25 protein-coding genes are annotated in these 22008 nt (G+C 70.4%); 6 read left to right on the forward strand and 19 right to left on the reverse strand.

Annotation, left to right across the window (positions count from 1 at the left end; translation table 11 throughout):
- Position 1: 1 nt before the first annotated feature.
- From AACG61_RS02365 to pip, 5 genes are all read right to left on the reverse strand, one after another.
- Positions 2 to 622, reverse strand: a complete 621-nt coding sequence (locus AACG61_RS02365) for an RNA-binding protein (protein ID WP_411838423.1) — start codon at positions 620 to 622, stop codon at positions 2 to 4.
- A gap of 23 nt (positions 623 to 645) precedes the next feature.
- Entirely contained in the window at positions 646 to 2331 is a 1686-nt protein-coding gene (gene nusA, locus AACG61_RS02370) for a transcription termination factor NusA (protein WP_411838424.1), read from the reverse strand.
- Positions 2332 to 2334: 3 nt separating this feature from the next.
- A complete protein-coding gene (gene rimP / locus AACG61_RS02375; protein ID WP_411838425.1) occupies positions 2335 to 3012 on the reverse strand; it encodes a ribosome maturation factor RimP in 678 nt (225 codons plus the stop codon).
- A gap of 146 nt (positions 3013 to 3158) precedes the next feature.
- Entirely contained in the window at positions 3159 to 3614 is a 456-nt protein-coding gene (tspO, locus tag AACG61_RS02380) for a tryptophan-rich sensory protein TspO (RefSeq protein WP_411838426.1), read from the reverse strand.
- Positions 3611 to 4603 (reverse strand): prolyl aminopeptidase, encoded by a 993-nt coding sequence (pip, locus tag AACG61_RS02385; RefSeq protein ID WP_411838427.1) that lies wholly within the window; start codon positions 4601 to 4603, stop codon positions 3611 to 3613. Before pip ends, tspO begins: the two co-directional genes overlap by 4 nt.
- Before the next feature lie 49 nt (positions 4604 to 4652).
- Here pip and ubiG point away from each other — a divergent pair, with 49 nt between their 5' ends.
- The gene (gene ubiG, locus AACG61_RS02390) at positions 4653 to 5393 is read left to right on the forward strand and encodes a bifunctional 2-polyprenyl-6-hydroxyphenol methylase/3-demethylubiquinol 3-O-methyltransferase UbiG (protein ID WP_411838428.1); all 741 of its coding nucleotides are present in this window, start codon (positions 4653 to 4655) and stop codon (positions 5391 to 5393) included.
- 3 nt (positions 5394 to 5396) lie between these two features.
- On the opposite strand, the gene AACG61_RS02395 is transcribed toward ubiG, so the two are convergent.
- The 4 genes from AACG61_RS02395 to AACG61_RS02410 are packed head-to-tail and all read right to left on the reverse strand — an operon-like array spanning position 5397 to position 7766.
- Positions 5397 to 5888, reverse strand: a complete 492-nt coding sequence (locus AACG61_RS02395) for a MarR family winged helix-turn-helix transcriptional regulator (RefSeq protein ID WP_411838429.1) — start codon at positions 5886 to 5888, stop codon at positions 5397 to 5399.
- Complete coding sequence (locus AACG61_RS02400; RefSeq protein WP_411838430.1) at positions 5863 to 6744, reverse strand: carbon-nitrogen hydrolase family protein; 882 nt, start codon at positions 6742 to 6744, stop codon at positions 5863 to 5865. The genes AACG61_RS02395 and AACG61_RS02400 overlap by 26 nt, the downstream gene beginning before the upstream one ends.
- Positions 6741 to 7004 (reverse strand): glutaredoxin 3, encoded by a 264-nt coding sequence (gene grxC, locus AACG61_RS02405; RefSeq protein WP_411839449.1) that lies wholly within the window; start codon positions 7002 to 7004, stop codon positions 6741 to 6743. The genes AACG61_RS02400 and grxC overlap by 4 nt, the downstream gene beginning before the upstream one ends.
- A 27-nt stretch (positions 7005 to 7031) precedes the next feature.
- Entirely contained in the window at positions 7032 to 7766 is a 735-nt protein-coding gene (locus AACG61_RS02410) for a ComF family protein (protein ID WP_411838431.1), read from the reverse strand.
- Between the two features lie 31 nt (positions 7767 to 7797).
- Here AACG61_RS02410 and AACG61_RS02415 point away from each other — a divergent pair, with 31 nt between their 5' ends.
- Both AACG61_RS02415 and hemH read left to right on the forward strand, forming a co-directional pair.
- Positions 7798 to 8652, forward strand: a complete 855-nt coding sequence (locus tag AACG61_RS02415; RefSeq protein WP_411838432.1) for an SAM-dependent methyltransferase — start codon at positions 7798 to 7800, stop codon at positions 8650 to 8652.
- Complete coding sequence (hemH, locus tag AACG61_RS02420; RefSeq protein ID WP_411838433.1) at positions 8649 to 9689, forward strand: ferrochelatase; 1041 nt, start codon at positions 8649 to 8651, stop codon at positions 9687 to 9689. The genes AACG61_RS02415 and hemH overlap by 4 nt, the downstream gene beginning before the upstream one ends.
- A gap of 45 nt (positions 9690 to 9734) precedes the next feature.
- Here hemH and AACG61_RS02425 read toward each other — a convergent pair whose 3' ends face one another.
- Positions 9735 to 10352: a L,D-transpeptidase gene (locus AACG61_RS02425; protein WP_411838434.1), complete on the reverse strand. Its 618-nt coding sequence runs from the start codon at positions 10350 to 10352 to the stop codon at positions 9735 to 9737.
- 229 nt (positions 10353 to 10581) lie between these two features.
- Here AACG61_RS02425 and AACG61_RS02430 point away from each other — a divergent pair, with 229 nt between their 5' ends.
- A complete protein-coding gene (locus tag AACG61_RS02430) occupies positions 10582 to 11097 on the forward strand; it encodes a CAP domain-containing protein (RefSeq protein WP_411838435.1) in 516 nt (171 codons plus the stop codon).
- A 62-nt stretch (positions 11098 to 11159) separates the two neighbouring features.
- On the opposite strand, the gene AACG61_RS02435 is transcribed toward AACG61_RS02430, so the two are convergent.
- The 6 genes from AACG61_RS02435 to AACG61_RS02460 all read right to left on the reverse strand — a co-directional run bounded on the left by AACG61_RS02435 (position 11160) and on the right by AACG61_RS02460 (position 17563).
- On the reverse strand, positions 11160 to 11681 hold the full coding sequence (locus tag AACG61_RS02435) for a L,D-transpeptidase family protein (protein WP_411838436.1): 522 nt from the start codon (positions 11679 to 11681) through the stop codon (positions 11160 to 11162).
- A 63-nt stretch (positions 11682 to 11744) separates the two neighbouring features.
- Positions 11745 to 12968: a class I SAM-dependent RNA methyltransferase gene (locus AACG61_RS02440; RefSeq protein ID WP_411838437.1), complete on the reverse strand. Its 1224-nt coding sequence runs from the start codon at positions 12966 to 12968 to the stop codon at positions 11745 to 11747.
- Entirely contained in the window at positions 12965 to 14809 is a 1845-nt protein-coding gene (locus AACG61_RS02445) for an ABC transporter ATP-binding protein (protein WP_411838438.1), read from the reverse strand. Before AACG61_RS02445 ends, AACG61_RS02440 begins: the two co-directional genes overlap by 4 nt.
- Positions 14806 to 15951 carry a CCA tRNA nucleotidyltransferase gene (locus AACG61_RS02450; protein WP_411838439.1) on the reverse strand — a complete coding sequence of 382 codons (1146 nt, stop codon included), beginning with the start codon at positions 15949 to 15951 and terminating at the stop codon, positions 14806 to 14808. The genes AACG61_RS02445 and AACG61_RS02450 overlap by 4 nt, the downstream gene beginning before the upstream one ends.
- Positions 15948 to 16532 (reverse strand): NUDIX hydrolase, encoded by a 585-nt coding sequence (locus AACG61_RS02455; protein ID WP_411838440.1) that lies wholly within the window; start codon positions 16530 to 16532, stop codon positions 15948 to 15950. Before AACG61_RS02455 ends, AACG61_RS02450 begins: the two co-directional genes overlap by 4 nt.
- Complete coding sequence (locus AACG61_RS02460) at positions 16529 to 17563, reverse strand: Hsp33 family molecular chaperone HslO (protein WP_411838441.1); 1035 nt, start codon at positions 17561 to 17563, stop codon at positions 16529 to 16531. The genes AACG61_RS02455 and AACG61_RS02460 overlap by 4 nt, the downstream gene beginning before the upstream one ends.
- A gap of 155 nt (positions 17564 to 17718) precedes the next feature.
- Here AACG61_RS02460 and AACG61_RS02465 point away from each other — a divergent pair, with 155 nt between their 5' ends.
- The gene (locus AACG61_RS02465) at positions 17719 to 18189 is read left to right on the forward strand and encodes an NUDIX domain-containing protein (RefSeq protein WP_411838442.1); all 471 of its coding nucleotides are present in this window, start codon (positions 17719 to 17721) and stop codon (positions 18187 to 18189) included.
- Here the strand turns inward: AACG61_RS02465 and AACG61_RS02470 are convergent.
- The gene (locus AACG61_RS02470) at positions 18164 to 19450 is read right to left on the reverse strand and encodes a PP2C family protein-serine/threonine phosphatase (protein ID WP_411838443.1); all 1287 of its coding nucleotides are present in this window, start codon (positions 19448 to 19450) and stop codon (positions 18164 to 18166) included. The two genes, AACG61_RS02465 and AACG61_RS02470, sit on opposite strands and share 26 nt — an antisense overlap.
- Before the next feature lie 99 nt (positions 19451 to 19549).
- On the opposite strand from AACG61_RS02470, the gene AACG61_RS02475 reads away from it, so the two are divergent.
- Positions 19550 to 19954, forward strand: a complete 405-nt coding sequence (locus AACG61_RS02475; RefSeq protein ID WP_411838444.1) for a hypothetical protein — start codon at positions 19550 to 19552, stop codon at positions 19952 to 19954.
- On the opposite strand, the gene ilvA is transcribed toward AACG61_RS02475, so the two are convergent.
- Both ilvA and AACG61_RS02485 read right to left on the reverse strand, forming a co-directional pair.
- The gene (ilvA, locus tag AACG61_RS02480; protein WP_411838445.1) at positions 19955 to 21196 is read right to left on the reverse strand and encodes a threonine ammonia-lyase IlvA; all 1242 of its coding nucleotides are present in this window, start codon (positions 21194 to 21196) and stop codon (positions 19955 to 19957) included.
- 39 nt (positions 21197 to 21235) lie between these two features.
- A complete protein-coding gene (locus AACG61_RS02485) occupies positions 21236 to 21964 on the reverse strand; it encodes a hypothetical protein (protein ID WP_411838446.1) in 729 nt (242 codons plus the stop codon).
- Positions 21965 to 22008: the final 44 nt, after the last annotated feature.

Below are 22008 nucleotides of genomic sequence, written 5' to 3' on the forward strand. Positions count from 1 at the left end.
TTCATTCCTTCCCGACAGCCGTATTGCCGTCGTCATGCCCGCGCAGACCCGTCAGTCTGCCGGCTTCCAAGATCACCTTGTCCGTCAGGCCACCCTTCGCAAGCGCGCCGTGTATGACATGATCGCGCCCAAAGGACAAACCCAATTCTGATGCGGTCAGGCAGCCGAACCAGCGTCCGCCCGTGGGCGTCCACAGCTTGCCCTTGCCGCGTTCCGAGCCATCGGAGGCCTGCAGCAGCACCTTGGCGCGGCCCTCGGCCAGCCAGCCCTTGACCTTCTCGAAGCCGGCCACCGCACGACCCGACTTCCGCGTCAGCGAGATCAGGTCCACCAGCCGGCGCGCCACGCCCGCCTCGACCAGCGCGGCCAGATCGGGATCGACCTGGACGGGCTGTCGGGCCGCGCGGCTGAACAGGTTGCGGGCCACCGCCTTCTGCAGGGCGGCCCGGTCGGCCGCCACCCAGATGCCGCGGCCCGGCAGCTTCTCGGCCAGGTCGGGAACGACCTGGCCGTCGGGGCCGATCACGAAGCGGATCAGCCCGCGTTTGGGTTGCACCTCGCCGGTGGCGATGCACCGGCGTTCCGGGTCGTCCCGGTCCTTGTCACGTCCACCACGGCTCAAGCTGTTGTACCCATCCGGGGCGATCAGGCCCCGGCCTCCTCGTTGTCGTCCTCGTCCAGATCGTCTTCCGCGTCCGCGCCGTCCATCTCGGTCGGATCGACCCAGCCCAGCAGCACGCGCGCGGTCATGACCATGGTCTGCGCGTCCTCGAGGCTGACGCCATGCGGCTCCAGCAGACCCTCGTCCTTGACGCGCTGCCCGTTCACGCTGGTCCAGCCGCCGGCCAGTTCCCAATCCGCGCAGGTCGCGAAATCTTCCAGGGTCTTGACGCCATCCTTGGCCAGCGCCTCCACCATCTGGGGAGTGAGACCCTCGAATTCAATGAGGCTGTCCTCGGCGCCAAGCGCACGCGCGGCCTCCAGGGCCTCGCGGTTCTTGGCCTCCAGCACGTCGCGGGCGCGGGCCTGCAGCTCGGCCGCGGTGCCCTCGTCCACGCCGTCGATGGTCAGCAGCTCGTCCTGGTCGACATAGGCGACCTCCTCCAGGTTGGTGAACCCTTCGGCGACCAGCAGCTGGGCGAAGAACTCGTCCAGGTCCAGCGCCTCCATGAACAGCGCGGTGCGGGTGTTGAACTCGGCCTGACGACGCTTGGATTCCTCCTCGTCGGTCAGGATGTCGATGTCGAGGCCCGTCAGCTGGCTGGCCAGGCGCACGTTCTGGCCGCGACGGCCGATGGCCAGCGACAGCTGCTCGTCGGGGACGACGACCTCGATCTTGTTCGCCTCCTCGTCGAAGACGACCTTGCTGACCTCGGCGGGCTGCAGCGCGTTGACCAGGAAGGTGGCCTGATCCTCGTTCCACGGGATGATGTCGATCTTCTCGCCCTGCAGCTCGCCCACGACGGCCTGCACGCGGCTGCCGCGCATGCCGACGCAGGCGCCGACCGGGTCGATGCTGCCGTCGTTGCTGATGACCGCGATCTTGGCGCGCGAACCGGGATCGCGGGCCACGGCCTTGATCTCGATCACGCCGTCATAGATCTCGGGGACCTCCATCTTGAACAGCTCGGCCATGAACTGCGGGTCGGTGCGCGACAGGAAGATCTGCGGGCCCCGCGTCTCGCGGCGCACGTCCTTGACATAGGCGCGGATGCGGTCGTTGGGGCGATAGCTCTCGCGGCCGATCTTCTCGTTGCGGCGCAGGATGGCCTCGCCGCGGCCCACGTCCACGATGATGTTGCCGTATTCCTCGCGCTTGACGACGCCGTTGATGATGGTGCCGGCGCGGTCCTTGAATTCCTCGTACTGTCGGTCGCGCTCGGCCTCGCGGACGCGCTGCAGGATGACCTGCTTGGCCGACTGCGCGGCGATCCGGCCCAGCTCGACCGGCGGCACCTGCTCGTGGAACGTGTCGCCGACCTGCGGGCGGGCGGCAAAGTCCTCGATGCGCTGGCCGTCGCGGATCCAGGCGTTGGCCGGGTCCTTCTGGCGCTCGAAATAGGGGCGGGCCTGGTCGGCGGTGAACTCGGCCTGATAGTTCTCGACCGCGTCATCGGCGACGACGGTGCGGACGCGGGTGAAGGTGGCGTTGCCGGTCTTGCGGTCGATCCTGACCCGGATGTCCATCTCGGCGCCGTAGCGCGACTTGGCGGCGCGGGCCAGGCTGTCCTCCATCGCCTCGATGACCAGCTCGGGCTCGATCATCTTCTCGCGGGCGACGGCTTCGGCCGTCTGCAGCAGTTCCAGCTGGTTGGCAGAGGTGATCGCCATCACTCACTCCTTGGGTTCGGCGCCGTCGGCGGCCGTGGTGTCGTCGGTTTCGATCGCGTCGAAGGCGGATTCGTCCAGGTTGTCGATCTCGACCCCGGCATCCTTCTTCTGGCGCAGCATCTCGCGGATCAGCTCGTCGGTCAGGACCAGCTTGGCATCGGCCAGAAGGTCGAACTCCAGGCCGATCGTGTGGGTCTGGCCCTGATCCTCGATGTTGATCAGAACTTCGGTCCCCTCGACCCCGGCCAGGGTGCCCTTGAACTTCTTGCGCCCGTCGATGGGCTGGTTCAGGTCCAGGCGCGCCTCATAGCCCTCGAAGGTCGCAAAGTCCTTCAGCCGGGTCAGGGGGCGGTCGATGCCGGGGCTGGAGACCTCCAGGTGATAGTTGTCCTCGATCGGGTCCTCGACATCCAGCGTGGCGCTGACCGCGGTCGAGATGTCGGCGCAGTCGTCCACGTTGATGCCGCCCTCGGGGCGGTCGGCCATGATCTGCAGCGTCGCGGTCTTGCCGCCCTGCAGGCGGATGCGGACCAGCTCGAAGCCCAGATCCTCGATCACCGGGGTGATGATCTCGGCCAGGCGGCGGTCGATCGCGGTCTTGGCGATCAGGTCGTTCGAGGCCGGCAGGGCGCGGTCGTGGTCCCGGTCGGCGGGCCGGTCGTCGGGCAGGTCGCTGGACATGAGATCCTCTCGGACATGAAAAAGGGGCCGTCAGCGGGCCCCATGCGGAAGTTCCGGTGGGCAGGGTTTGGACGCCTGCACCGCTGTTGAGTGGCGATATAGAGCGACGCGGCCGCGAATGCAAGCCTTTCGCGCGGGCGGCCCCCTCAGGCCGCCGGGTTGTCGCGCCAGATCCGCCAGTTCAGTGCGGATGCCACCCCCAGCCAGGCCAGATAGGGCAGCAGCATCAGCCCCGCCCATCCGTTCAGCGACGCGAAGGCCCAGGCCAGCGCCGCCACCGTGACCAGCAGCGCGGCCATCACGACCATGGCCAGGCCCATGCGCCGCGAACCGAAGAAGACCGGCGTCCACAGCGTGTTCAGCGCGATCTGCGCCGACCACAGCGCCAGCGCCATCCCTGCGCCCGGCAGGACGGCGACCCGCGCGGCGGCCAGCGCCGACAGCAGGTAGATCACCGTCCAGGCCACCGGAAAGGCCCAGTTCGGCGGCGTGAAGCCGGGCTTGCGCAGCTCCGCATACCAGACGCCGGGGCGAAAGATCATGCCGGTCGCCGCCGCCGCGACGCTGGCCAGCAGGAAGATCGGGAACAGGCCCAGGGTCATCGGTCGGTCTTTCGGCTGCGGTCCTCGTCGCGGATCGAATCCATGACGGCGGCCAGTTCGGCGGTGATGCGCGGTTCCGACAGGGCATGCCCCGAGGCCGGGACCAGCCGCAGATCGGCCTTGTCCCAGCCCTGAGCGAGGCGCCAGGCGCTGTCGGGCGGGCAGACCATGTCATAGCGGCCCTGCACGATGAGCGCGGGCAGGTGCTCGATCCGCGCGCGCTCGCGCAGCAGCTGACCCTCCTCGAGGAAGCAGCCGTGGCGGAAATAGTGATTCTCCAGCCGGGCGAAGGCGCGGGCGTAATCGGCCGGGGCGTGCCCGCCGGGGCCGGACTGCAACCCGGCCAGCGCGTTCTCCCACATCAGCCAAGGCTGCGCATAGCGGGTCTGGCGGTCGATGTCGGTATCGAACAGCCGCGCGTGATAGGCGGCGATCATGTCGTGGCGCTCCGAGGGCGGGATCGGCTCCTGGAAGCGGGCCCAGAGATCGGGGAAGAACCGCGCCGCGCCGCCGCCATAGAACCAGTCCAGCTCCTCGCGCATGCCCAGGAAGACCCCGCGCAGGACCAGCCCGGTGACATGGTCGGGATGGGCCTCGGCATAGGCCAGGGCCAGCGTGGCACCCCAGCTGCCCCCGAACAGCAGCCAGCGGTCGATGCCCAGATGCGCGCGGATCAGGGCGATGTCGGCGATCAGGTCGTCGGTGGTGTTCGCCTCGACCGAGGCGGTCGGGCGCGAGCGTCCGCAGCCGCGCTGGTCGAACAGCACGATGCGGTAATGGTCGGGATCGAAGAAGCGCCGCATGTAGGGGCTGCACCCGCCGCCGGGCCCACCATGCAGCACCAGGACCGGGCGGCCCTGCGGATTGCCGCATTCCTCGACATAGAGGACATGGCCCGCGCCGACCTCCAGCATGTGGCGCGCATGGGGTTCCACCGCCGGGTGCAGGCGGCCATGTGACGCGGAGATTTGTCCTGCCAATCGGTCCATCCTGTCACTATAAGCACAGACGACGCCGCCCGCCAGAAGGACCGCCCCCATGATCACCCCCAGCAGCATCGACCAGGCCGAGATCGCCAAGTTCGAGGCGATGGCCGCCGAATGGTGGGACCCGAACGGCAAGTTTCGGCCCCTGCACCGGATGAACCCGCTGCGGCTGGACTACATCGCCGACCAGATCGCCGCCGAGTTCGGGCGCGACCGGCGGTCGCTGCGGCCCTTCGCGGGGCTGGAGGTGCTGGACATCGGCTGCGGCGGCGGGCTTGCCAGCGAGCCGATGGCGCGGCTTGGAGCGACCGTCACCGGGGCGGACGCGACCGAGGTCAACATCGCCGTGGCCCGCGCGCATGCCGCCCGGCAGGGGCTGGAGATCGACTATCGCGCGACCACGGCCGAGGCGCTGCTGACCACCGAGGCGCGGTTCGACGTGGTCCTGGCGCTGGAGATCGTGGAGCATGTGGCCGACCCGGCCTCCTTCGTGGCGACCTGCCGCGAGCTGCTGAAGCCGGGCGGGCTGCTGATCCTGACCACGCTGAACCGCACCGGGCGCAGCTTCGCCGCCGCCATCGTCGGCGCGGAATGGGTGCTGCGCTGGCTGCCGCGCGGCACGCATGACTGGCGCCGCTTCATCACCCCGGAGGAGCTGGCCGCCCATGCCCGCGCCGCCGGGCTGGCCGAGGCCGACCGCCGCGGCATGGTCTTCAACCCGCTGACCGGCGGCTGGTCGCTGTCGGATCGCGACCTGGCGGTGAACTATGCGATGGTGACGCGGCGGGCGTGACGCTCAGCTGCGCGGCGGATCGACCTCCAGGCGGCGGCGCAGCTCGCGCAGGACGGGCAGGGCGCCGCGCACGCGCTCGTCCCCGATGTCGCGCACGACGCCCGCGATCAGCGGCATGAAGGCCGCGATGGCCTGGTCGCGCGCCGCGCGCCCGGCGGTGCTGATCGACACGAACTTGCGCCGCGCATCGTCCCAATCGGGGCGGATATGGACATGGCCCGCCCATTCCAGCCGCGCCAGCGTGTTCGTCATCGCCCCCCGCGTGACGTGGAAGGCCGCGGCCAGCTGGGCGGGGGTGCGTTCCTCGTTCACATGGGCCAGGAGGTTCAGCACCGAGAAATGCGAGATCTGCATGCCGCGCGGCAGCGCGCGCCCGATCAGGTTGCGCGACAGCTGTTCGGCGATCAGCACCTCGGCGAAGAGGCTGGCGGCCAGCCGGTCCGTCGACCGGGGGTCCGGGGCGGTCTTGTCAGGGTCGGTCGCGGGTCGTGTCATGGCCTTCCGGGGCCGCGAAGGGCCGGTCATGGGTGAGCGAGGGGATGCGGGACCGTGCCTCATCCACCGCCGAAAGGTCAAGGGAAACAATGGTGAGACCCGGCGTCACGCCGCCATCGGCCAGCACCCGCCCCCAGGGGTCCACCACCAGCGACCGTCCGTGGCTGATCCGCGGCGGCCGGTCGGGCGCGTGCGGCGCGGGGTGGGTCCCGCATTGCGCGGGCGCCAGGACAAAGCAGCCGGTCTCGATCGCGCGGGCGCGCAGCAGCACCTCCCAATGGGCGGCGCCGGTCACCGGGTGAAAGGCCGACGGCACCGTCAGCACCCGCGCCCCCGCCTGCGCCAGCGCCCGGTAAAGCTGCGGAAAGCGCAGGTCATAGCAGACCGTCATCCCGACCGGCACCCCGTCCACCTGCGACAGCACCGCCCGGTCGCCGGGGCGATAGGCGGCGCTTTCGCGGAAGGACTGGCCATGGCCCAGATCGACGTCGAACATGTGCAGCTTGTCATAGCGCGCGGCGATGCCGCCGTCGGGCGCGATGAGCAGGCTGCGATTGGCAAAGCGGCCATCGGGATCGCCCGTGGTCAGGGCCAGCGACCCGGCCAGCACCCAGATGCCCAGGGCCCGCGCCTCGGCCCGCAGCGCGGCCAAGGTGATGTCCTGATCCTCGGGGCGCAGGATCAGGGCCTGCCGGGCGCGGTCGGGCGACAGCAGGTTCGTGGCTTCGGGCGTCAGCACCCACCGCGCGCCCCGGGCGGCGGCCTGCCGGATCAGGTCCAGCGTCTGGCCCAGATGGGCCGCCGGATCGTCGCCGACCGTCAGCTGCACCAGCCCGACGGTCAGCGTGGCCGTCATGCCGCGCCCTTCAGCAGCGGGTCCAGCTTGCCCGCACGCTCCAGCGCGTAGAGGTCGTCGCAGCCGCCGACATGGGTGCTGCCCACGAAGATCTGCGGGACGGTGCGCTTGCCCTTCGCGCGGCGGGTCATCGCGTCGCGCAGCGACGGCTCGGCGCCCACGTCGATATCCTTGTAGGCGACGCCCTTGCTGTCCAGAAGCTGCTTGGCGCGGATGCAGAAGGGGCAGGTGCGGGTGGTGTAGATCTCGATGCTCATGATCGTCCTTTCAGGTCGTCCGGCCCCTATCTAGTCATCCTTGACCGCGCGTGCCAGAACCGCGACCGAGACCGGCCCCGACCCCGCCGCCAGAAGCGCCAGCGCCGCCGCATGGATCGTCGCGCCCGAGGCCATCACGTCATCGACCAGCAGGACCGGCCGCCCCGCCACCGCCGCCGCATGGCGCGGATGGACGGCCAGCGCGTCCTGCTGATTGGCAAAGCGCTCGGCCATGCCGCGATGCTCCTGCATGGGCGTGTGGCGGCGGCGGACCAGCAGGTCGGCGCGATGCTCCAGCCCCAGCCTGCGCGCCATGCGGCCCGAGATCTGCGCCGACTGGTTGTACTTGCGCCGCGCCAGCCGCCGCAGATGCAGCGGGATCGGCGCCACGATCATGCCGGGCACGACCAGCGGCCGCGCCGCCTGCGCCAGCCAGTCGGCCATGGGCGGCGCCAGGTCCAGCCGGTCGCCATGCTTCAGCGCCAGGATCAGCCGCCGCGCGGTGCCGGCATAGACCATCGCCGCCCGCCCCCGCGACCACGGCCGCACCGCCACTAGGCAGTCGTCGCAGACCAGCACCTGCATGGCCCCGGTGCCGTCATCGGGCAGCGGCGCCCCGCAGCAGTCGCAGCAGGCGCCCTCGATGAACGCGGCCTCGGGCCAGCAGTCGGCGCAGAGATGCACCGCCCCCGCGCCGCCATCCGCGACCCCCGCCCCGCAGGACAGGCATTGGGGCGGATAGAACAGCCGCAGCGCGGCTTTCATCGCCCCCGAAAGCACCCTATGTTCCCCGATCATGACCGATCCCGCATCCCCCCGTCCGGCCCTGACGGACCGCACCGCCCTGATCCGCCAGCGCGACCGCGCCCGGCGCGCGGGCCTGGCCGACCTGTTCCACCAGATCGCCGCCGACGAGATCCAGCATAGGCTGGCCGAGGTTAACAGAACCTTTACGGACCCGGCCGTCGTCACCGGTTTTCCCGATCTCTGGGCGCCGCGGTTTCCGGGCGCGCGGGTGGTGGCGGACGAGCCGGTGCTGGACCTCGCGCCGAGTGCGCACGACCTGGTGATCCATGCGCTGTCGCTGCACTGGGCGGACGATCCGGTGGGGCAGCTGGTCCAGTCGGCCCGCGCGCTGCGCCCCGACGGGCTGTTCATCGGCGTGATGTTCGGCGGCCAGACCCTGGCCGAACCGCGCGCCGCCCTGGCCCGCGCCGAGGCCGAGATCACGGGCGGCCTGTCGCCGCGCATCCTGCCCATGGCCGAGATCCGCGATCTGGGCGGGCTTCTGTCGCGCGCGGGGCTGGCCCTGCCGGTGGCGGACCTGCTGCCGCAGCGGGCCAGCTATCGCGACCTGATCCATCTGGGCCGCGACCTGCGCGCCATGGGCGAGGGCAATGCGCTGGCCGCCCGGCTGCGCCACCCGACGCGCCGCGCCGTCCTGGCGCGGGCCGCGGCGATCCTGGCGCAGGACAGTCCCGACCGCGACGATCCGTCCCGTGTCGCCGTCAGCTTCGATCTGGTCTTTCTGACGGGCTGGGCGCCGTCCGACAGCCAGCCCCGCCCGCTGCGCCCCGGATCGGCCCAGAAGTCGCTGGCCGATGCCCTGGCCGAACTCAGCAAAGACACCCCGAGGAAGCAGACCCCATGAGACCCACCCACGCCCCCGCCGACCACCCCGCGGTCAAGCCGGCCAAAACCGGCATCCTGATCGCCAACCTGGGGACGCCGGACGGCTATGACTACTGGTCCATGCGGCGCTATCTGAACGAGTTCCTGTCGGACCGGCGGGTCATCGACATCAACCGCCTGATCTGGCAGCCGCTGCTGCAGGGGGTGATCCTGACCAAGCGGCCCTTCACCTCGGGCGCGAACTACAAGTCGATCTGGAATCACGAGGCGAACGAGAGCCCGCTGATGACCATCACCAAGTCCCAGGCCAAGGCGTTGGCCGAACTGGCCCATGCCGAATGGGGCGATCAGGTGATGGTCGACTTTTGCATGCGCTATGGCAACCCTTCGACGCCGGACGTGCTGGAGCGGATGGTGCAGGCGGGCTGCCGGCGGATCGTGTTCCTGCCGCTCTATCCGCAATATGCGGGGCCGACCTCGGCCACGGCCAACGACCAGCTGTTCCGGGCGCTGATGAAGCAGACCTGGCAGCCCTCGGTGCGGACCGTGGACCCCTACGTGAACCGCCCCGACTACATCAAGGCGCTGGCCGACAGCGTGCGCCGGGCGCTGGACGGCAAGGTGCCGGGCAAGCTGGTCGCCAGCTATCACGGCATGCCGAAGCGCTATCTGATGCAGGGCGACCCCTATCACTGCCAGTGCCAGAAGACCTCGCGGCTGCTGCGCGAGGAGCTGGGCTGGCCCGAGGGCATCATCGACACGACCTTCCAGTCGGTCTTCGGCCGCGAGGAATGGCTGCGCCCCTACACGGTCGAGCATGTGGCGGAGCTCGCGCGTCAGGGCCATACCGACATCGCGGTGATCTCTCCGGCCTTCTCGTCGGACTGCATCGAGACGCTGGAGGAGATCAACGGAGAGATCCGCGAGGCCTTCGAGGAGGCCGGCGGCCATCACTTCCAGTACATCCCCTGCCTGAACGACGATCCCGCCCATATCCGGGTCATGCTGGAGATCGTGCGCGACAACATCCAGGGCTGGGTCGAACCCCGCGCCTGAGCCGTGCCAAGGGGCCCCGCAGGGCCCCTTCGCCGGTCGGCGGCCTCAGAGGACCAGGACCTGCGTGCCGACCTTGGTCAGGCTGAACAGCTCGGCCACATGCTCGTTGTAGAGGCCGATGCAGCCGTTCGACGACCGGCGCCCGATCTTGCGCGTGTCATGCGTGCCGTGGATGCGATAGTACTGCCAGGTCAGCCACAGCGCATGCGTGCCCATCGGGTTGTCGGGACCGGCGGGCATGAAGTCGGGCCAGTCGGGGTTGCGCTGCTTCATCTCGGGGGTGGGGGTCCAGGTGGGGCCCTCGACCTTCTTGATGATCTCGGTCCGGCCGGTGCGCGTCAGCTCCGAGCTGACCGGGATCGAGCTGGGATAGACGCGGTAGGTGTTGCCGTCCTCGGACCAGAAATGCACGGCGCGCGAGGTCAGGTCGCACAGCACCGCGCCATTGGTCAGGTTCTGGAAATGCGGTCGCCAGTCCTGGCCGCGAAAGCTGGAGATGTTGTGCTGCGGTCCGGTGCCGGTGGGCGCCGGGGCTGCGGGAACGGGCATTCCGGTCGCCGGGTCGTATTGCTGGCCCAGGGCGGGCAGTGCGATCGCCGCCGCCCCGAGGGCTGCGGCCGACCCCAGGAAGGCGCGGCGGTTGACGAAAGGCGAAGGGCTCATCGGCTCGGGTCCTCGGGCTGCGATCCCCGCTTCTGTCGGGCGGGGTGATGTCGGGGGCCGCCTGTCGCGGCGTGGGGAAAATATAGCGCCGCGACCGCCTGCCGGCAATTCGTTCGCCCGTCGCGCGACGGCCCCGCAGGGCGGCTGCGGCGATCACGCCAAGTTGCGTTTGATCCTGTGCGGGTCATTCGATAGGACTGGTCCATCTGCGCCAGGGAGCGACCGGAAGATGAAGAAAATCAACGCATTTGCGATTCTGGCGATGGTGGTCCTGGGGGCCTGCGGGCCGCGCAACCTGGCCCCCGCAGGCATGGCGCCGCCCATGGATCCGACGCTGGCGGTGGCCCCGCCGGTCGATGACAGCGCGGCGATTGCTGGGCGCGTGTTGCAGCAGATCAACACCCTGCGCGGAAACATCGGCGCCGCGGCCCTGACGCCCAGCCCGCAGCTTGAGGCGGCGGCGCTGGCCCATTCGCGCGACATGTCGGCGCAGAATCGGGCCTGGCACTGGGGGTCCGACGGCTCCTCGCCGCTGGATCGGGCGCGGCGGCAGGGCTTTGCTGGGACCATTGTCGGCGAGAACATCTCCGAGTCCTACGAGACCGAGATCCAGACCCTGTCCGCCTGGATGTCGACCCGCGACACGCGCGACGTCATCATGGACCCGACCGCGACGCAGCTGGGCTTTGCCTGGTTCAAGGAGCCGTCGGGCAAGGTCTGGTGGACGCTGCTGACCGGACGCTGAGCCCGGAACGCAAAAGGCCCCGTCCGAAGGGCGGGGCCGGGCGTGCAGTCGGCGATGCCGGATCAGGGATAGATCACCACCGCCGCGCCGGGCTGCAGCATCGCATAGATCTCCTCGATCTCCTCGTCGGTCACGGCGATGCAGCCCGCGGTCCAGTCGCGCTGCTGGGGAAAGAGGTTGTTGCCCTGCGGTCCGCGGCCGTGGATGAAGATGTCCCCGCCCGGGTCCATGCCGTACGACTCGGCAAAGGCGCGGTCGCGTTCGTTGGGATAGCTGATGCCCACCGACAGGTGATAGGCACTGCGCGGGTTGAAGCGGTCGATATGATAGACCCCCTCCGGCGTCTTGCCGTCGCCCGAGAACTGCTTGTGCCCGATCGGCTGGTTGCCCAAGCTGATGTCGTAGGAGCGGATGACCGTCGATCCGCTGAACAGATGCATCCGGCGCTGACCCTTGTTGATCTGGACCTGGGTGATCGGGGGGCCGGAATAGCGCTGGAACTTGGTCGTCTGCTGCGGTCGTCCACAGGCAGCCAGCAAGGCCAGCATCGAAATCGAGAAGGTCCGACGGGTCGTCAAGCGCATCACTGCCTCTGAAGCATTTTTGATTTTTATGGTCCGGCAATACCACGGAATAGCCGGTGCTGCCTAGCGGAGCGTTAACGCGGCGACCATTTCGACATGCGGCGAAAAGCGGAACTGATCGACCACCCAGAGCCGGTCCAGACGATAGCCCGCATCGGCCAGAATCCGCGCATCGCGGGAAAATCCGACCGGGTCGCAGGCGACGGCCGCCACGACCGGCACGCCGGACGCGGCGATCTGCCGCATCTGCGCCTCGGCACCGGCACGCGGCGGGTCGATCACGATCGCGTCATGTGCACGCAATTCGTCAGGCAGCAGCGGCCTGCGCGCCAGGTCGCGCACCTCGGTCGTGACGCGGTTCAGCCCTGAGGTGGCCCGCCAAGCCGAATCAAGCGCCTCCAGCGGCGCGGCCAGCCCCTCGACCGCGTGGATCGCGGCGTCTTCGGCCAGGGGCAGGGTGAAGGTCCCGCAGCCCGCGAACAGGTCCGCGATGCGCGCGGCCCCGCCCACCGTGGCACGGACCGCGGCCAGCAGCGCGGCCTGACCCTCGGCGGTGGCCTGCAAGAAGGCACCCGGCGGCGGCACGACCCGCGCCCGGCCCATGGGCAGCGCGGGCGGGCGGCGGGTGATCGCCTGCCCGTCCCAGTCCAGCCGCGCCAGATCGCCCTCCTCGGCCAGGGCCGCCAAGGCCCGGAACAGGTCCGGCTCCATCGGCTTGCCGCCGCGGACCGCGACATCCAGCCCCGCGGGCCCGTCGATCACCGTCAGCGACAGTTCGGCCGCGCGCGAGGCGCCCGCGACCACGATCCGCCGCAGCAGGGGCAGCGCCGCCACGATCCGCGGGCGCAGCACATGGCATTCGGCCAGATCGACGATGACGTCCGAGGCGCGGGCGTGAAAGCCCAGCAGCGCGCCCTTCTTGGTGCGCCGCCCCGACAGGACCGCGCGCCTGCGGCTGTTCAGCGGCGAGACATGGACCTGCGGTTCGGGCGCATCGATGCCCTGCGCGGCCAGCGCGGTCCGCACCACCTGCGCTTTCCAGGCGGTGGTGAAGGCGTCGGTCGCATGCATCAGCGAACAGCCCCCGCAGGCGCGGTAATGGCCGCAGATCGGCCGGATCCGGTCCGGCGAGGGCGTCAGGATGCGCGGCGCGGCGATGCGGCCGTCTTGGGCCTCGCCCTCGATCACCTCGCCGGGCAGGGTCAGGGGGGCCAGCGCGCGCCCGTCCTCCGACAGGGCGACGCCGTCGCCCTTGCGGCCAAGCCGCTCGATGGTCCATTGCGTCACTGGGCCGCCTCCTCGGTTCCCAGGAAGCCGCCCGACTGGCGGTTCCAGTAGCGGGCATAGCGGCCGCCGCGCGCCAGCAACGCGTCATGCCCGCCCTGCTCGACGATGCGCCCGTCCTCGAAGACCAGGATGCGGTCCAACTCGGCGATGGTGGACAGGCGATGCGCGATGGCCAGCACGGTCTTGCCGCGCATGGCGCGCGACAGCGCCTCCTGGACCTGGGCCTCGACCTCGCTATCCAGCGCGCTGGTGGCCTCGTCCAGGACCAGGATCGGCGCGTCCTTCAGGAAGGCGCGAGCCAGGGCGATCCGCTGGCGCTGACCGCCCGACAGCTTGACGCCCCGCTCGCCCAGATGCGCGTCATATCCGGTGCGACCCGCGTAATCCTCAAGCCCCAGGATGAACTCATGCGCCTCCGCCGCCTTGGCGGCAGCCACGACATCATCCTGTGTCGCATTCGGCCGCCCATACAGGATGTTGTCGCGGGCCGAGCGGTTGAACATCGCCGTCTCCTGCGTGACCATGGCAATCTGGCGGCGCAGGCTCTCCTGCGTGACCTCGCGCAGATCGTGGCCGTCGATGCGGATCACGCCGCGCTCCACGTCGTAGAGACGCAGCAGCAGCGCGACCAGCGTGGACTTGCCCGCGCCCGAGGCGCCGACGATGCCGATCCTCTCTCCCGGCGCGATGGACAGGGTCAGGTTGCGGATGCCGCCCTCATCCCGGCCATAGGCGAAATCGACGTCCTCGAAGTCGATCCGACCGGCGACGCGGTCCAGCGTCACGGCGCCCGGCGCGTCGGTCAGGGCATGGGGCGGGGAGAGGGTCTTCATGCCGTCCTCGACCTCGCCGATGCTGCCCCACATGCCCATCAGCGCCATGCTGACCCAACCCGTCATCTGCGACAGCCGCATGGCGATGGCGCCCGAGGCCGCGACGTCGCCCACCGTGGCCGCACCGTCGCGCCAGAGCAGGATCGCCCCGCCCACCAGGATCACCGGCAGGACGCCCGCGACGATCATCAGCGACAGCCGGAACCAGGTCGAGACCACCCCGAAATCCAGCGCGCGTTCGCGGAACCCCGCCATCGCGCCCAGGGCGGCCCGATCCTCATGCTCGGCATGGGCGAACAGCTTGACCGTCTTGATGTTGGTGATCGTGTCGACGACCTGCCCGGTGACATTGGCGCGGGCCGAGGCACGCGCCCCAGATTTGGCCCGGATGCGGGGCAGGAAGAAGCGGATCAGCGCGAAATAGGCCGCCAGCCAGACCAGCAGCGCCACCGCCCCCCAGCCATCCACCGCCAGCAGGAAGGCCGCCGACCCGATGACCGAGGCCAGCGCGAAGGCTACCACGTTCACCATCTCCGAGGCGACGTCGGTGACGGCGCGCGCGGTCTGCATCTGCTTCTGCGCCAGCCGCCCGGCAAAGTCGTTGTCGAAGAAGGTGACCGCATGGCCCATGGTCCAGCGGTGCAGGCGCGACAGCACCAGGGGCAGGATGTTCGGCCCGATGATCACGTTCGAACTGGCGGTCGACAGGCCGTAGATCGCCGGCCGGATCACCAGGAAGAACCCCGCGAACAGCGCCACCAGCCCGCCGTTCTGCGCCCAGAATGTGCCGGCCTCGCCGGTCGCCACCGCATCGACGACCATGCCCAAAAGCAGCGCCGAGACCACGTCCGCCACCCCGCCCAGGGCGGAGGCCACGGCGGCGAAGCCCAGGCCCGGCCAGGCCCCCGCAAGGCACCAGCGGAAGAACGCCATCAGCGTGCGCGGCGGCGCGCCCTCGGCGGGGCGGAAGGCATCGACCATGCGGCCGAACAGGGTGTGCAAGGTCATGCGTCGTCCTTCCCGGCCAGATGGGCCGCGTCGATCAGGGCGGGCGGGGGCAGGGTGAAGCCGGATGCGATCCACGCCTCCTCGGCCGCCTTCAGGCCGCGCCCCAGGGCCGCGCCCTGCAGCGGCGCCAGATCGGCCGCCGACACCGGCAGAGGCGCGTCGACGGCATGCGCGATCCGGTCCCGCCAGTCGGGGGGCAGGGGGTGGCCGTCCGCAGCCATCAGCGCCGCATGATCCGTCGCGGCCTCGGCCCCCAGATGCCAGGCCGCCCGGTCCAGCGACCAGTCGCGCGCCCGATGCAGCTGCGCCAGCGCGCGCGCCTCGCTGCGCGACAGGCGCAGGTCGGGATCGGCGGGTCCAAGCGCCGCCAGCCGCCGCAGCCAGCCGCCCGGTGCGGGCTCGCGGTCCAAAAGCGCCTGAAGCCGCAGCGGATCGGCGCCGGGCAGCAGCCGCTCCAGCACGCCGGTCCGCGCCATCAGCGCCATCGCCGGGCCGGGATCGGGGGCGTCCAGCAGCTTCCTGATCTCGGCGCCGATGCGTTCGCGGGCGATGCGCGCCAGCCCGTCGCGGTGGCGCGCACAGGCGGCGACCGCCTTCGGGTCGGCCTCGCGGCCATGGCGGGCAAGGAAGCGGAAGAAACGCAGGATGCGCAGGTAGTCCTCGGTGATGCGCGCGTCCGCGTCGCCCACGAAGCGCAGGCGGCGGGCGGTCAGGTCGGGCAGGCCGCCCACGGGGTCGATCACCCCCCCGTCGCGCCCCGCGTAAAGCGCGTTGATCGTGAAGTCGCGCCGCGCCGCGTCCTGGGCCAGATCGGTGGTGAAGGCGACGGTGGCATGGCGCCCGTCGGTCTCCACATCCTGCCGGAAGGTGGTCACCTCGAAGCCCGTCCCGTCGGCCACCACGGTGACGGTACCGTGGTCGATCCCCGTCGGCACGGCGCGCAGGCCGGCCGCCTCGGCCAGCGCGATGACCCGGTCGGGGGTGGCATCCGTGGCGATGTCGATGTCGTTGATCGGCTGTCCCAGAAGCGCGTTGCGCACCGCGCCGCCGACCAGAAAGGCGCGGTCGCCCTCGGCCTCCAGCGCGTCCAGCACCCGGATCAGCGCCGGGTCGGACAGGATATGGCCCGGCAGCCGCGTCACAGCCGCTGCGCCAGCCCCAGCAGGATGCGCGCCGTCGCCCCCCACAGGTAATAGGGCCCGAAGGGCGCCGCGTGATAGCTGCGCCAACCGCCGCGCCAGCGCCGCCGCTCGATCCGGTAGCGGGCGGGGTCGGCGACATGGGCAAAGGGCAGGGTGAAGACCTCGTCGACCTCCCCGGCCTCGGGGACCGGATCGAAGGCGCCGTCGATCACGGCCAGGACCGGGGTCACCGAAAAGCCGGTGACGGTGCGGTGCGGCGGCAGGCTGCCCAGCACGCGCAGGCCCTCGGCGCGCAGGCCGATCTCCTCATGCGCCTCGCGCAGCGCGGTGGCGGTGGCGTCCGCGTCGCCGGGATCGACCTTGCCGCCGGGCAGGGCGATCTGGCCCGGATGATGGCGCAGACCCGAGGCGCGCTTGGTCAGGACCAGCCGCCCGTCACCGGCGTGAAACGCCGCCAGCACCCCGGCCGGTCGCAGCAGCGTGCCGGGCGGGGTGGCCTCGGGGTTCAGGTCGTAATCCGAGCTGGGCTCTGCCGCACGCGTCAGGGCCGCATGCAGGCGCGCCTCGGACCAAGCCGTCACTCGGCCGCCTTGTTGCTGGCCGACCCGCCTTCGGGCAGGGGGTTGCCCTCGGCATCGACGGTCGCCTCGAAGCCCAGGCTGGCCGGGTCGAACTCGTAATGCGCGCCGCAGAACTGGCAGTCGGCCGTCACGATCCCCTCGGGCGTGGTCATGTGGGCGATGTCCTTGGCCGAATAGATCGACAGCGTGCCGCGCACCCGGTCCGCGCTGCACGAACAACCGAACTCGACCTTATGGGCGTCGAAGACGCGGGGCGTCTCCTCGTGGAACAGGCGCAGCAGCAGGTCGGTCGGCCCGACGGAGGGGCCGATCAGCTCCAGCGTCTCGACCGTGTCCAGCAGGATGTTGGCGCGGTTCCAGTCCTCGGATTCGCTGCCCTGCAGGATGTCGGCAGCCTCGATCAGCCCGCCCTCGCCGCTGCCGCCCTCGGTCGGCTGCGCCGGGTTGCCGGGCAGGGTCTGCAGCATCATGCCGCCCGCGCGCCACTGGGCGTCCTGGCCCGACAGGCGCGACTGGCCCGAGGCCAGCTGGAACCGCGTCGGCAGCTGTTCGGACTGCGCGAAATAGGTCTGCGCGCAGGAGGACAGCGACCCGCCGGCCAGCGGCGTGATGCCCTGATAGGGGGTGCTGCCCGGCCCCTGGTCGATCAGCACGGCGAAATAGCCCTCGCCGATCTGCTCGAAGGGCGGGCGGGCGTCCAGGCGCTCGGCATCGAAGCTGGCCCAGGCCCGGATGCGGGCAGGCTTGCCCTCGCCTTCGGGCGCGTAATAGTCGGCCGCCAGCGTGCGGATCGCGCCGGTGCCGCGCACCTGCAGGCTCAGCTTCCAGCGCAGCTTGACGGTCGGCCCGATCAGCGCGGTCAGCAGCGCGATCTCGGCCACCATGGCGCTGACGGCGGGCGGATAGTCGTGGCGCGACAGGATGTGGTCCAGAACCCCGTCCAGCCGCACGACGCGGCCGCGGATGGAACTGCGGTCCAGCTGAAAGGGCAGGACGGTGTCATCCCAGGCTATCTGGTTGATCTTGCTCATCTGTGATCCTTGAAGTGGCGATGGCTGCGACGGATGCGCGCCGGGTTGCGCCCAATATAAGGCATTTTCCGCCGATCCCAAGGGGGGCCGCCGCGCCGCTTTCCGACCGGGCCGCCCTGCGCTATGACCGCATGACCCATCCGCCGAGAGGACCGATGACCCCGCGTTTCGGAGAACCGCCCCGCCTTGCGCGTCCCTATCGCCGCCGTCCGGGGGCCTATGCGATCCTGTGGCGCGACGGGCGGCTGCTGCTGACCCATCAGCAGGCGCCGGTGCCCGAGTTCCAGCTGCCGGGCGGGGGCATCGACCCCGGAGAGCATCCCCTGGCCGCGCTGCATCGCGAGGTCGCGGAGGAGACCGGCTGGACCATCGGTGGCGCGCGGTTCCTGTGGGCCTATCGGCGGTTCTGCTTCATGCCCGATTACGACATGCATGCCGAGAAGCGCTGCCAGATCTGGGTCGCGCGCCCGATCCTGCGCCTCTCCGACCCGACCGAGCCGGGGCACCGCGCCCATTGGATGACCCCGGCCGAGGCGATGGCGCATCTGGTCGATTCCGGATCGCGGGCCGCCCTGACGCGGTGGATGCGCCTCGGCGGCGTCAGCGGTCGTCGTCCAGGCGGATGACCTGCCCGGTGCCCCGATATTCGACCAGCACGGCCGACATGTCGTCCTGACGCTCTCCGCGGCAGTATTCCGACACCGACCAGGCCATCGACTCCAGGAAGGAATGGCCATTCAGGAAGGCGTTGGTGCGCATCACCGCCTCCAGCCCGTCATTGCCCAGCTGACGGCCGTTGGGCGTGGTGGCCTCGGTGATGCCGTCGGAGGCGATCAGCAGCCGGTCGCCGGGGGCGAGGGTCACGTCGATCTCGTCGAAGATCGGCCGCTCGAAGACGCCGATGGGCATGCCGCCCTGGCCCAGATGGGTCACGGTCCCGTCGGCGCGCTGCAGCGCCGGGTGGGGATGACCCGCCTGCACCATCCGCACATGGCCCGTCGCATGGTTCAGCTCGGCATAGATCATGGTGAAGTAGGTGTCGGTGTTCATCTCCTCCAGCATCATCGTGTTGAAGAAGCAGGCCAGCGCGGCGGGACCGGCATCCTCGGGGCCCAGGGCACCGCGCAGCGCGATGTTCTGGTCGGAGGTGCCGGACAGATGGACCGACAGCTGCGCGGTCAGCAGCGCCGCCGTCACCCCGTGACCCGAGACGTCCAGCGCATAGAGGCCCACGCGGTCTTCTCCGATCGGGAAGAAGCCCACCAGATCGCCGCCGATATGGCCCGCAGGACGCAGCAGCAGGCTGATCTCGATGCCGCCGAACCGGCCGGATCGGGCGCGGACCAGACCCTGCTGCAGCTTGCGCGCCTCGCGCAGGTCGCGTTCCATCGCGGCCTGGGTCTCCGACAGTTGGGCCAGGGCCTGGCGCAGCTGGGTGTTGCTGGCGCGCAGCTCCTCCTCGATGCGCAGGATGCGCTCTCCCGCGGCCATGCGTGCCAGCAGTTCCTGCGGGGCGACGGGCTTGGTCAGGAAGTCGTCCGCGCCCGCCTCGATCCCCTCGGTGATGGTGCGCGCATCCGCCCCCGAGGTCAGCAGCACCACATAGCCATAGTTCGACCGCGGCAGCCGCCGGAACGCGGCGCAGAACTCGGGGCCGGTCATGTCCGGCATGCTCCAGTCCGCCAGCACCAGGTCCGGCGGGCGGCTCTCGCACAGCTGCAGCGCCTGGCGGGCGCCCTCGGCCTCGATCACCTCGTAGCCGCCCCGGCGCAGCATCCGCGCCAGGAGCCGCCGCTGCGCCGCGCTGGCATCGACCAGCAGGATCAGGCGGCCCGGTCTGGGCGGGGCCTGGTCGATCGGCAGGGGGGGGCGATTCGCGGCTGTCATGCCATCCTGCATACGCTGCAGTCGTAAACGCCGGGTAAACCGGACCGTTAACGTCGTGGCAAGGCGGATGGGCTAGACCGGGACCGTACAGGCGATTCGATGAGGGATGCGATGATCGACTGGTCCAGGGTGATCGCGCTGCGCGACCGGGCGGGTGCGCAGGCCGCCGCGCCGATGATCGGCATGATCCTGACCGAGATCGAGGCGCATCTGTCCGTCCTGCCCGAGGACGGCCCGACCCTGGCGCAGGACCTGCCCCTGCTGGGGACGCTGGCCCGGCAGATCGGGTTCCGCGATTTCGGTGCCCGATGCGACCGTGCCGTCCAGCAACTGGCGCAGGGAGAGGGGGCGGCCCTGTCCATCGCGACCCTGCGGGCCAGCTTCGGTCACAGCAAGCAGATGCTGCTGCGCGATCTGCCGCATGTCATCGACGGCCCTCCGCCCGAACCCGGCCTGCCGCCCGGGCCGGACGACGCGGCCGGGGACCGGGCGCGGGCGTCGTGATCAGACCAGCAGCTCGGCCAGGATGCCGTCGTTGGTGATGTCGCGATAGGCGAAGCCCGACCGGTCCAGCCGGCCCATCAGCGCGGTCAGGTTGGCCGGATCGCTGGTCTCGATCCCGATCAGCACCGAACCGAAGTTGCGGGCCGATTTCTTCAGATACTCGAACCGGGCGATGTCGTCCTGGGGACCCAGAAGCTCCAGGAAATCGCGCAGCGCGCCTGGGCGCTGCGGCATGCGCAGCACGAAGTACTTCTTCAGCCCGGCAAAGCGCTGCGCCCGCTCCTTGACCTCGGGCAGGCGTTCGAAGTCGAAATTGCCGCCCGAACACACCGCGACGACGGTCTTGCCGGTCAGGTCGCCCAGATCGCCCAGCACGTCCAGCGCCAGCGCGCCCGCAGGCTCCAGCACCACGCCCTCGGTGTTCAGCATCTCCAGCATGGTGCGGCAGATGCGGTCCTCGGGGGCCAGATGGACGTCATGCTCCGAGAAACGCGACAGCGCCTCGAAGGGCAGGGCGCCGATGCGCGCGACCGCCGCCCCGTCGACGAAGCTGTCGACCGCAGGCAGCGCGACGGGGGCGCCTGCGCGCAGCGCCGCCTGCAGGCTGGCCCCGCCAAGCGGTTCGGCAAAGGCGAAGCGGGTCTGGGGCGCCTCGGTGGCCAGGTATTTCGTGACGCCCGCGGACAGGCCGCCCCCGCCCACCGGCAGCACCACCAGATCGGGCGCGCGGCCCAGCTGGGCCAGCATCTCGAGGCCCACGGTCGCCTGGCCCTCGATGATGTCGGGCGCGTCGAAGGGCGACAGGAACTGCGCGCCCTGTTCGGCGCAGAAGGCCTGGGCCGCGGCCAGCGTCTGGTCGAAATAGTCGCCGGTCAGCACGATCTCGACCGCGTCGCCGCCGAAGATCTGGGTCTTGTCTATCTTCTGCTTCGGCGTGGTGACCGGCATGAAGATCGTGCCGCGCGCGCCGAAATGGCGGCAGGCATAGGCCACGCCCTGGGCATGGTTGCCGGCGCTGGCGCAGACGAAATGGCCGCCGCCGCCGGGCCGGGCCAGCTTGCGCATGGCGTTGAAGGCGCCGCGCAGCTTGTAGCTGCGCACGGGCGTCAGATCCTCGCGCTTGAGCCAGATCTCGGCGCCGTGTTTCGCCGAGAGGTGGTCGTTGCGTTGCAGGGGCGTGGGCTCGAACAGGTCGCGAAGCGCGGCCTCGGCCAGACGGACGGCGGCGACAAAGTTTTCCATGCCTCGCCCATGCCGCGAAACGGGCCTGTTGGCAAGGGTTCAGCGCAGCGCGCGACCCTCGACGAAGTGACCCCAGAGCGTGGTGATGATCGACAGCGACAGCATTGCGGTGAACCACGCCACCAGAAGCGCCGCGGCGATTCCCGCGGCCCCTGGCAGGCGGGCGGCCAGGTTCAGGGCCAGTCCCAGCACCTGCGTCAGCAGCGACAGCACCGCCAATGTCCCGAGGGCATGTCCCGTCGCACGCCAGCCGGTCGTCAACGGTCGCGCAGCTCCGGTCGCCGCACCGGCCAGCCCCGTTCCAAGACGCAGGCCCAGGACGGCAAAGGCGAAGCCGATCACCAGGTTGAGGAGCATCGCGGCCCCGACGCTGCCGTCAAGGGCGATCATCACCGCCCCGCCGAGCAGCAGCACCGGTATTCCGACCAGGATCAGGATCAGCGTGAGCCTGACGGAGGCCCCGACATAGCGCCACTCCGGCCGCCCGATGGGCCGCAGGAGCCGGGGGCGCTCCTCCAGAAGCACGAACCGATGCCAGGACGCGGCGAGGCTGACGAAGGCCAGCACCACGATGATCATGAGGGCGAGATGCAGGACAGCCGCCTGCCCGGTCACGCCCTGTGTGCTTCCCATGGCCAGCATCGTGTTCCACCAGACGGCTCCCGCCGCCGCGACCGCGACGGCAGGCATGACCGACAGCGTCAGAGCCGCGCCGAGGTTCCCGGTCAGCTGCAGGATGGAATGGCGGAGCAGTCGCAAGGCCAGCATCAAATCACCCGTCTGAAATCGCCCCGACCCTAATCGCCCCCGAA

This window comes from Paracoccus sp. ME4 (genome assembly GCF_046736325.1).
GTDB lineage: Bacteria > Pseudomonadota > Alphaproteobacteria > Rhodobacterales > Rhodobacteraceae > Paracoccus.

Bases quoted from the DNA above. Each gene is read 5' to 3' on its own strand.
- nusA (WP_411838424.1), bottom strand. From the start codon at position 2,331: ATGGCGATCACCTCTGCCAACCAGCTGGAACTGCTGCAGACGGCCGAA.
- rimP (WP_411838425.1), bottom strand. From the start codon at position 3,012: ATGTCCAGCGACCTGCCCGACGACCGGCCCGCCGACCGGGACCACGAC.
- tspO (WP_411838426.1), bottom strand. From the start codon at position 3,614: ATGACCCTGGGCCTGTTCCCGATCTTCCTGCTGGCCAGCGTCGCGGCG.
- pip (WP_411838427.1), bottom strand. From the start codon at position 4,603: ATGGACCGATTGGCAGGACAAATCTCCGCGTCACATGGCCGCCTGCAC.
- ubiG (WP_411838428.1), top strand. From the start codon at position 4,653: ATGATCACCCCCAGCAGCATCGACCAGGCCGAGATCGCCAAGTTCGAG.
- AACG61_RS02395 (WP_411838429.1), bottom strand. From the start codon at position 5,888: ATGACACGACCCGCGACCGACCCTGACAAGACCGCCCCGGACCCCCGG.
- AACG61_RS02400 (WP_411838430.1), bottom strand. From the start codon at position 6,744: ATGACGGCCACGCTGACCGTCGGGCTGGTGCAGCTGACGGTCGGCGAC.
- AACG61_RS02410 (WP_411838431.1), bottom strand. From the start codon at position 7,766: ATGAAAGCCGCGCTGCGGCTGTTCTATCCGCCCCAATGCCTGTCCTGC.
- AACG61_RS02415 (WP_411838432.1), top strand. From the start codon at position 7,798: ATGACCGATCCCGCATCCCCCCGTCCGGCCCTGACGGACCGCACCGCC.
- hemH (WP_411838433.1), top strand. From the start codon at position 8,649: ATGAGACCCACCCACGCCCCCGCCGACCACCCCGCGGTCAAGCCGGCC.
- AACG61_RS02425 (WP_411838434.1), bottom strand. From the start codon at position 10,352: ATGAGCCCTTCGCCTTTCGTCAACCGCCGCGCCTTCCTGGGGTCGGCC.
- AACG61_RS02430 (WP_411838435.1), top strand. From the start codon at position 10,582: ATGAAGAAAATCAACGCATTTGCGATTCTGGCGATGGTGGTCCTGGGG.
- AACG61_RS02435 (WP_411838436.1), bottom strand. From the start codon at position 11,681: ATGCGCTTGACGACCCGTCGGACCTTCTCGATTTCGATGCTGGCCTTG.
- AACG61_RS02445 (WP_411838438.1), bottom strand. From the start codon at position 14,809: ATGACCTTGCACACCCTGTTCGGCCGCATGGTCGATGCCTTCCGCCCC.
- AACG61_RS02460 (WP_411838441.1), bottom strand. From the start codon at position 17,563: ATGAGCAAGATCAACCAGATAGCCTGGGATGACACCGTCCTGCCCTTT.
- AACG61_RS02465 (WP_411838442.1), top strand. From the start codon at position 17,719: ATGACCCCGCGTTTCGGAGAACCGCCCCGCCTTGCGCGTCCCTATCGC.
- AACG61_RS02470 (WP_411838443.1), bottom strand. From the start codon at position 19,450: ATGACAGCCGCGAATCGCCCCCCCCTGCCGATCGACCAGGCCCCGCCC.
- AACG61_RS02475 (WP_411838444.1), top strand. From the start codon at position 19,550: ATGAGGGATGCGATGATCGACTGGTCCAGGGTGATCGCGCTGCGCGAC.
- ilvA (WP_411838445.1), bottom strand. From the start codon at position 21,196: ATGGAAAACTTTGTCGCCGCCGTCCGTCTGGCCGAGGCCGCGCTTCGC.
- AACG61_RS02485 (WP_411838446.1), bottom strand. From the start codon at position 21,964: ATGCTGGCCTTGCGACTGCTCCGCCATTCCATCCTGCAGCTGACCGGG.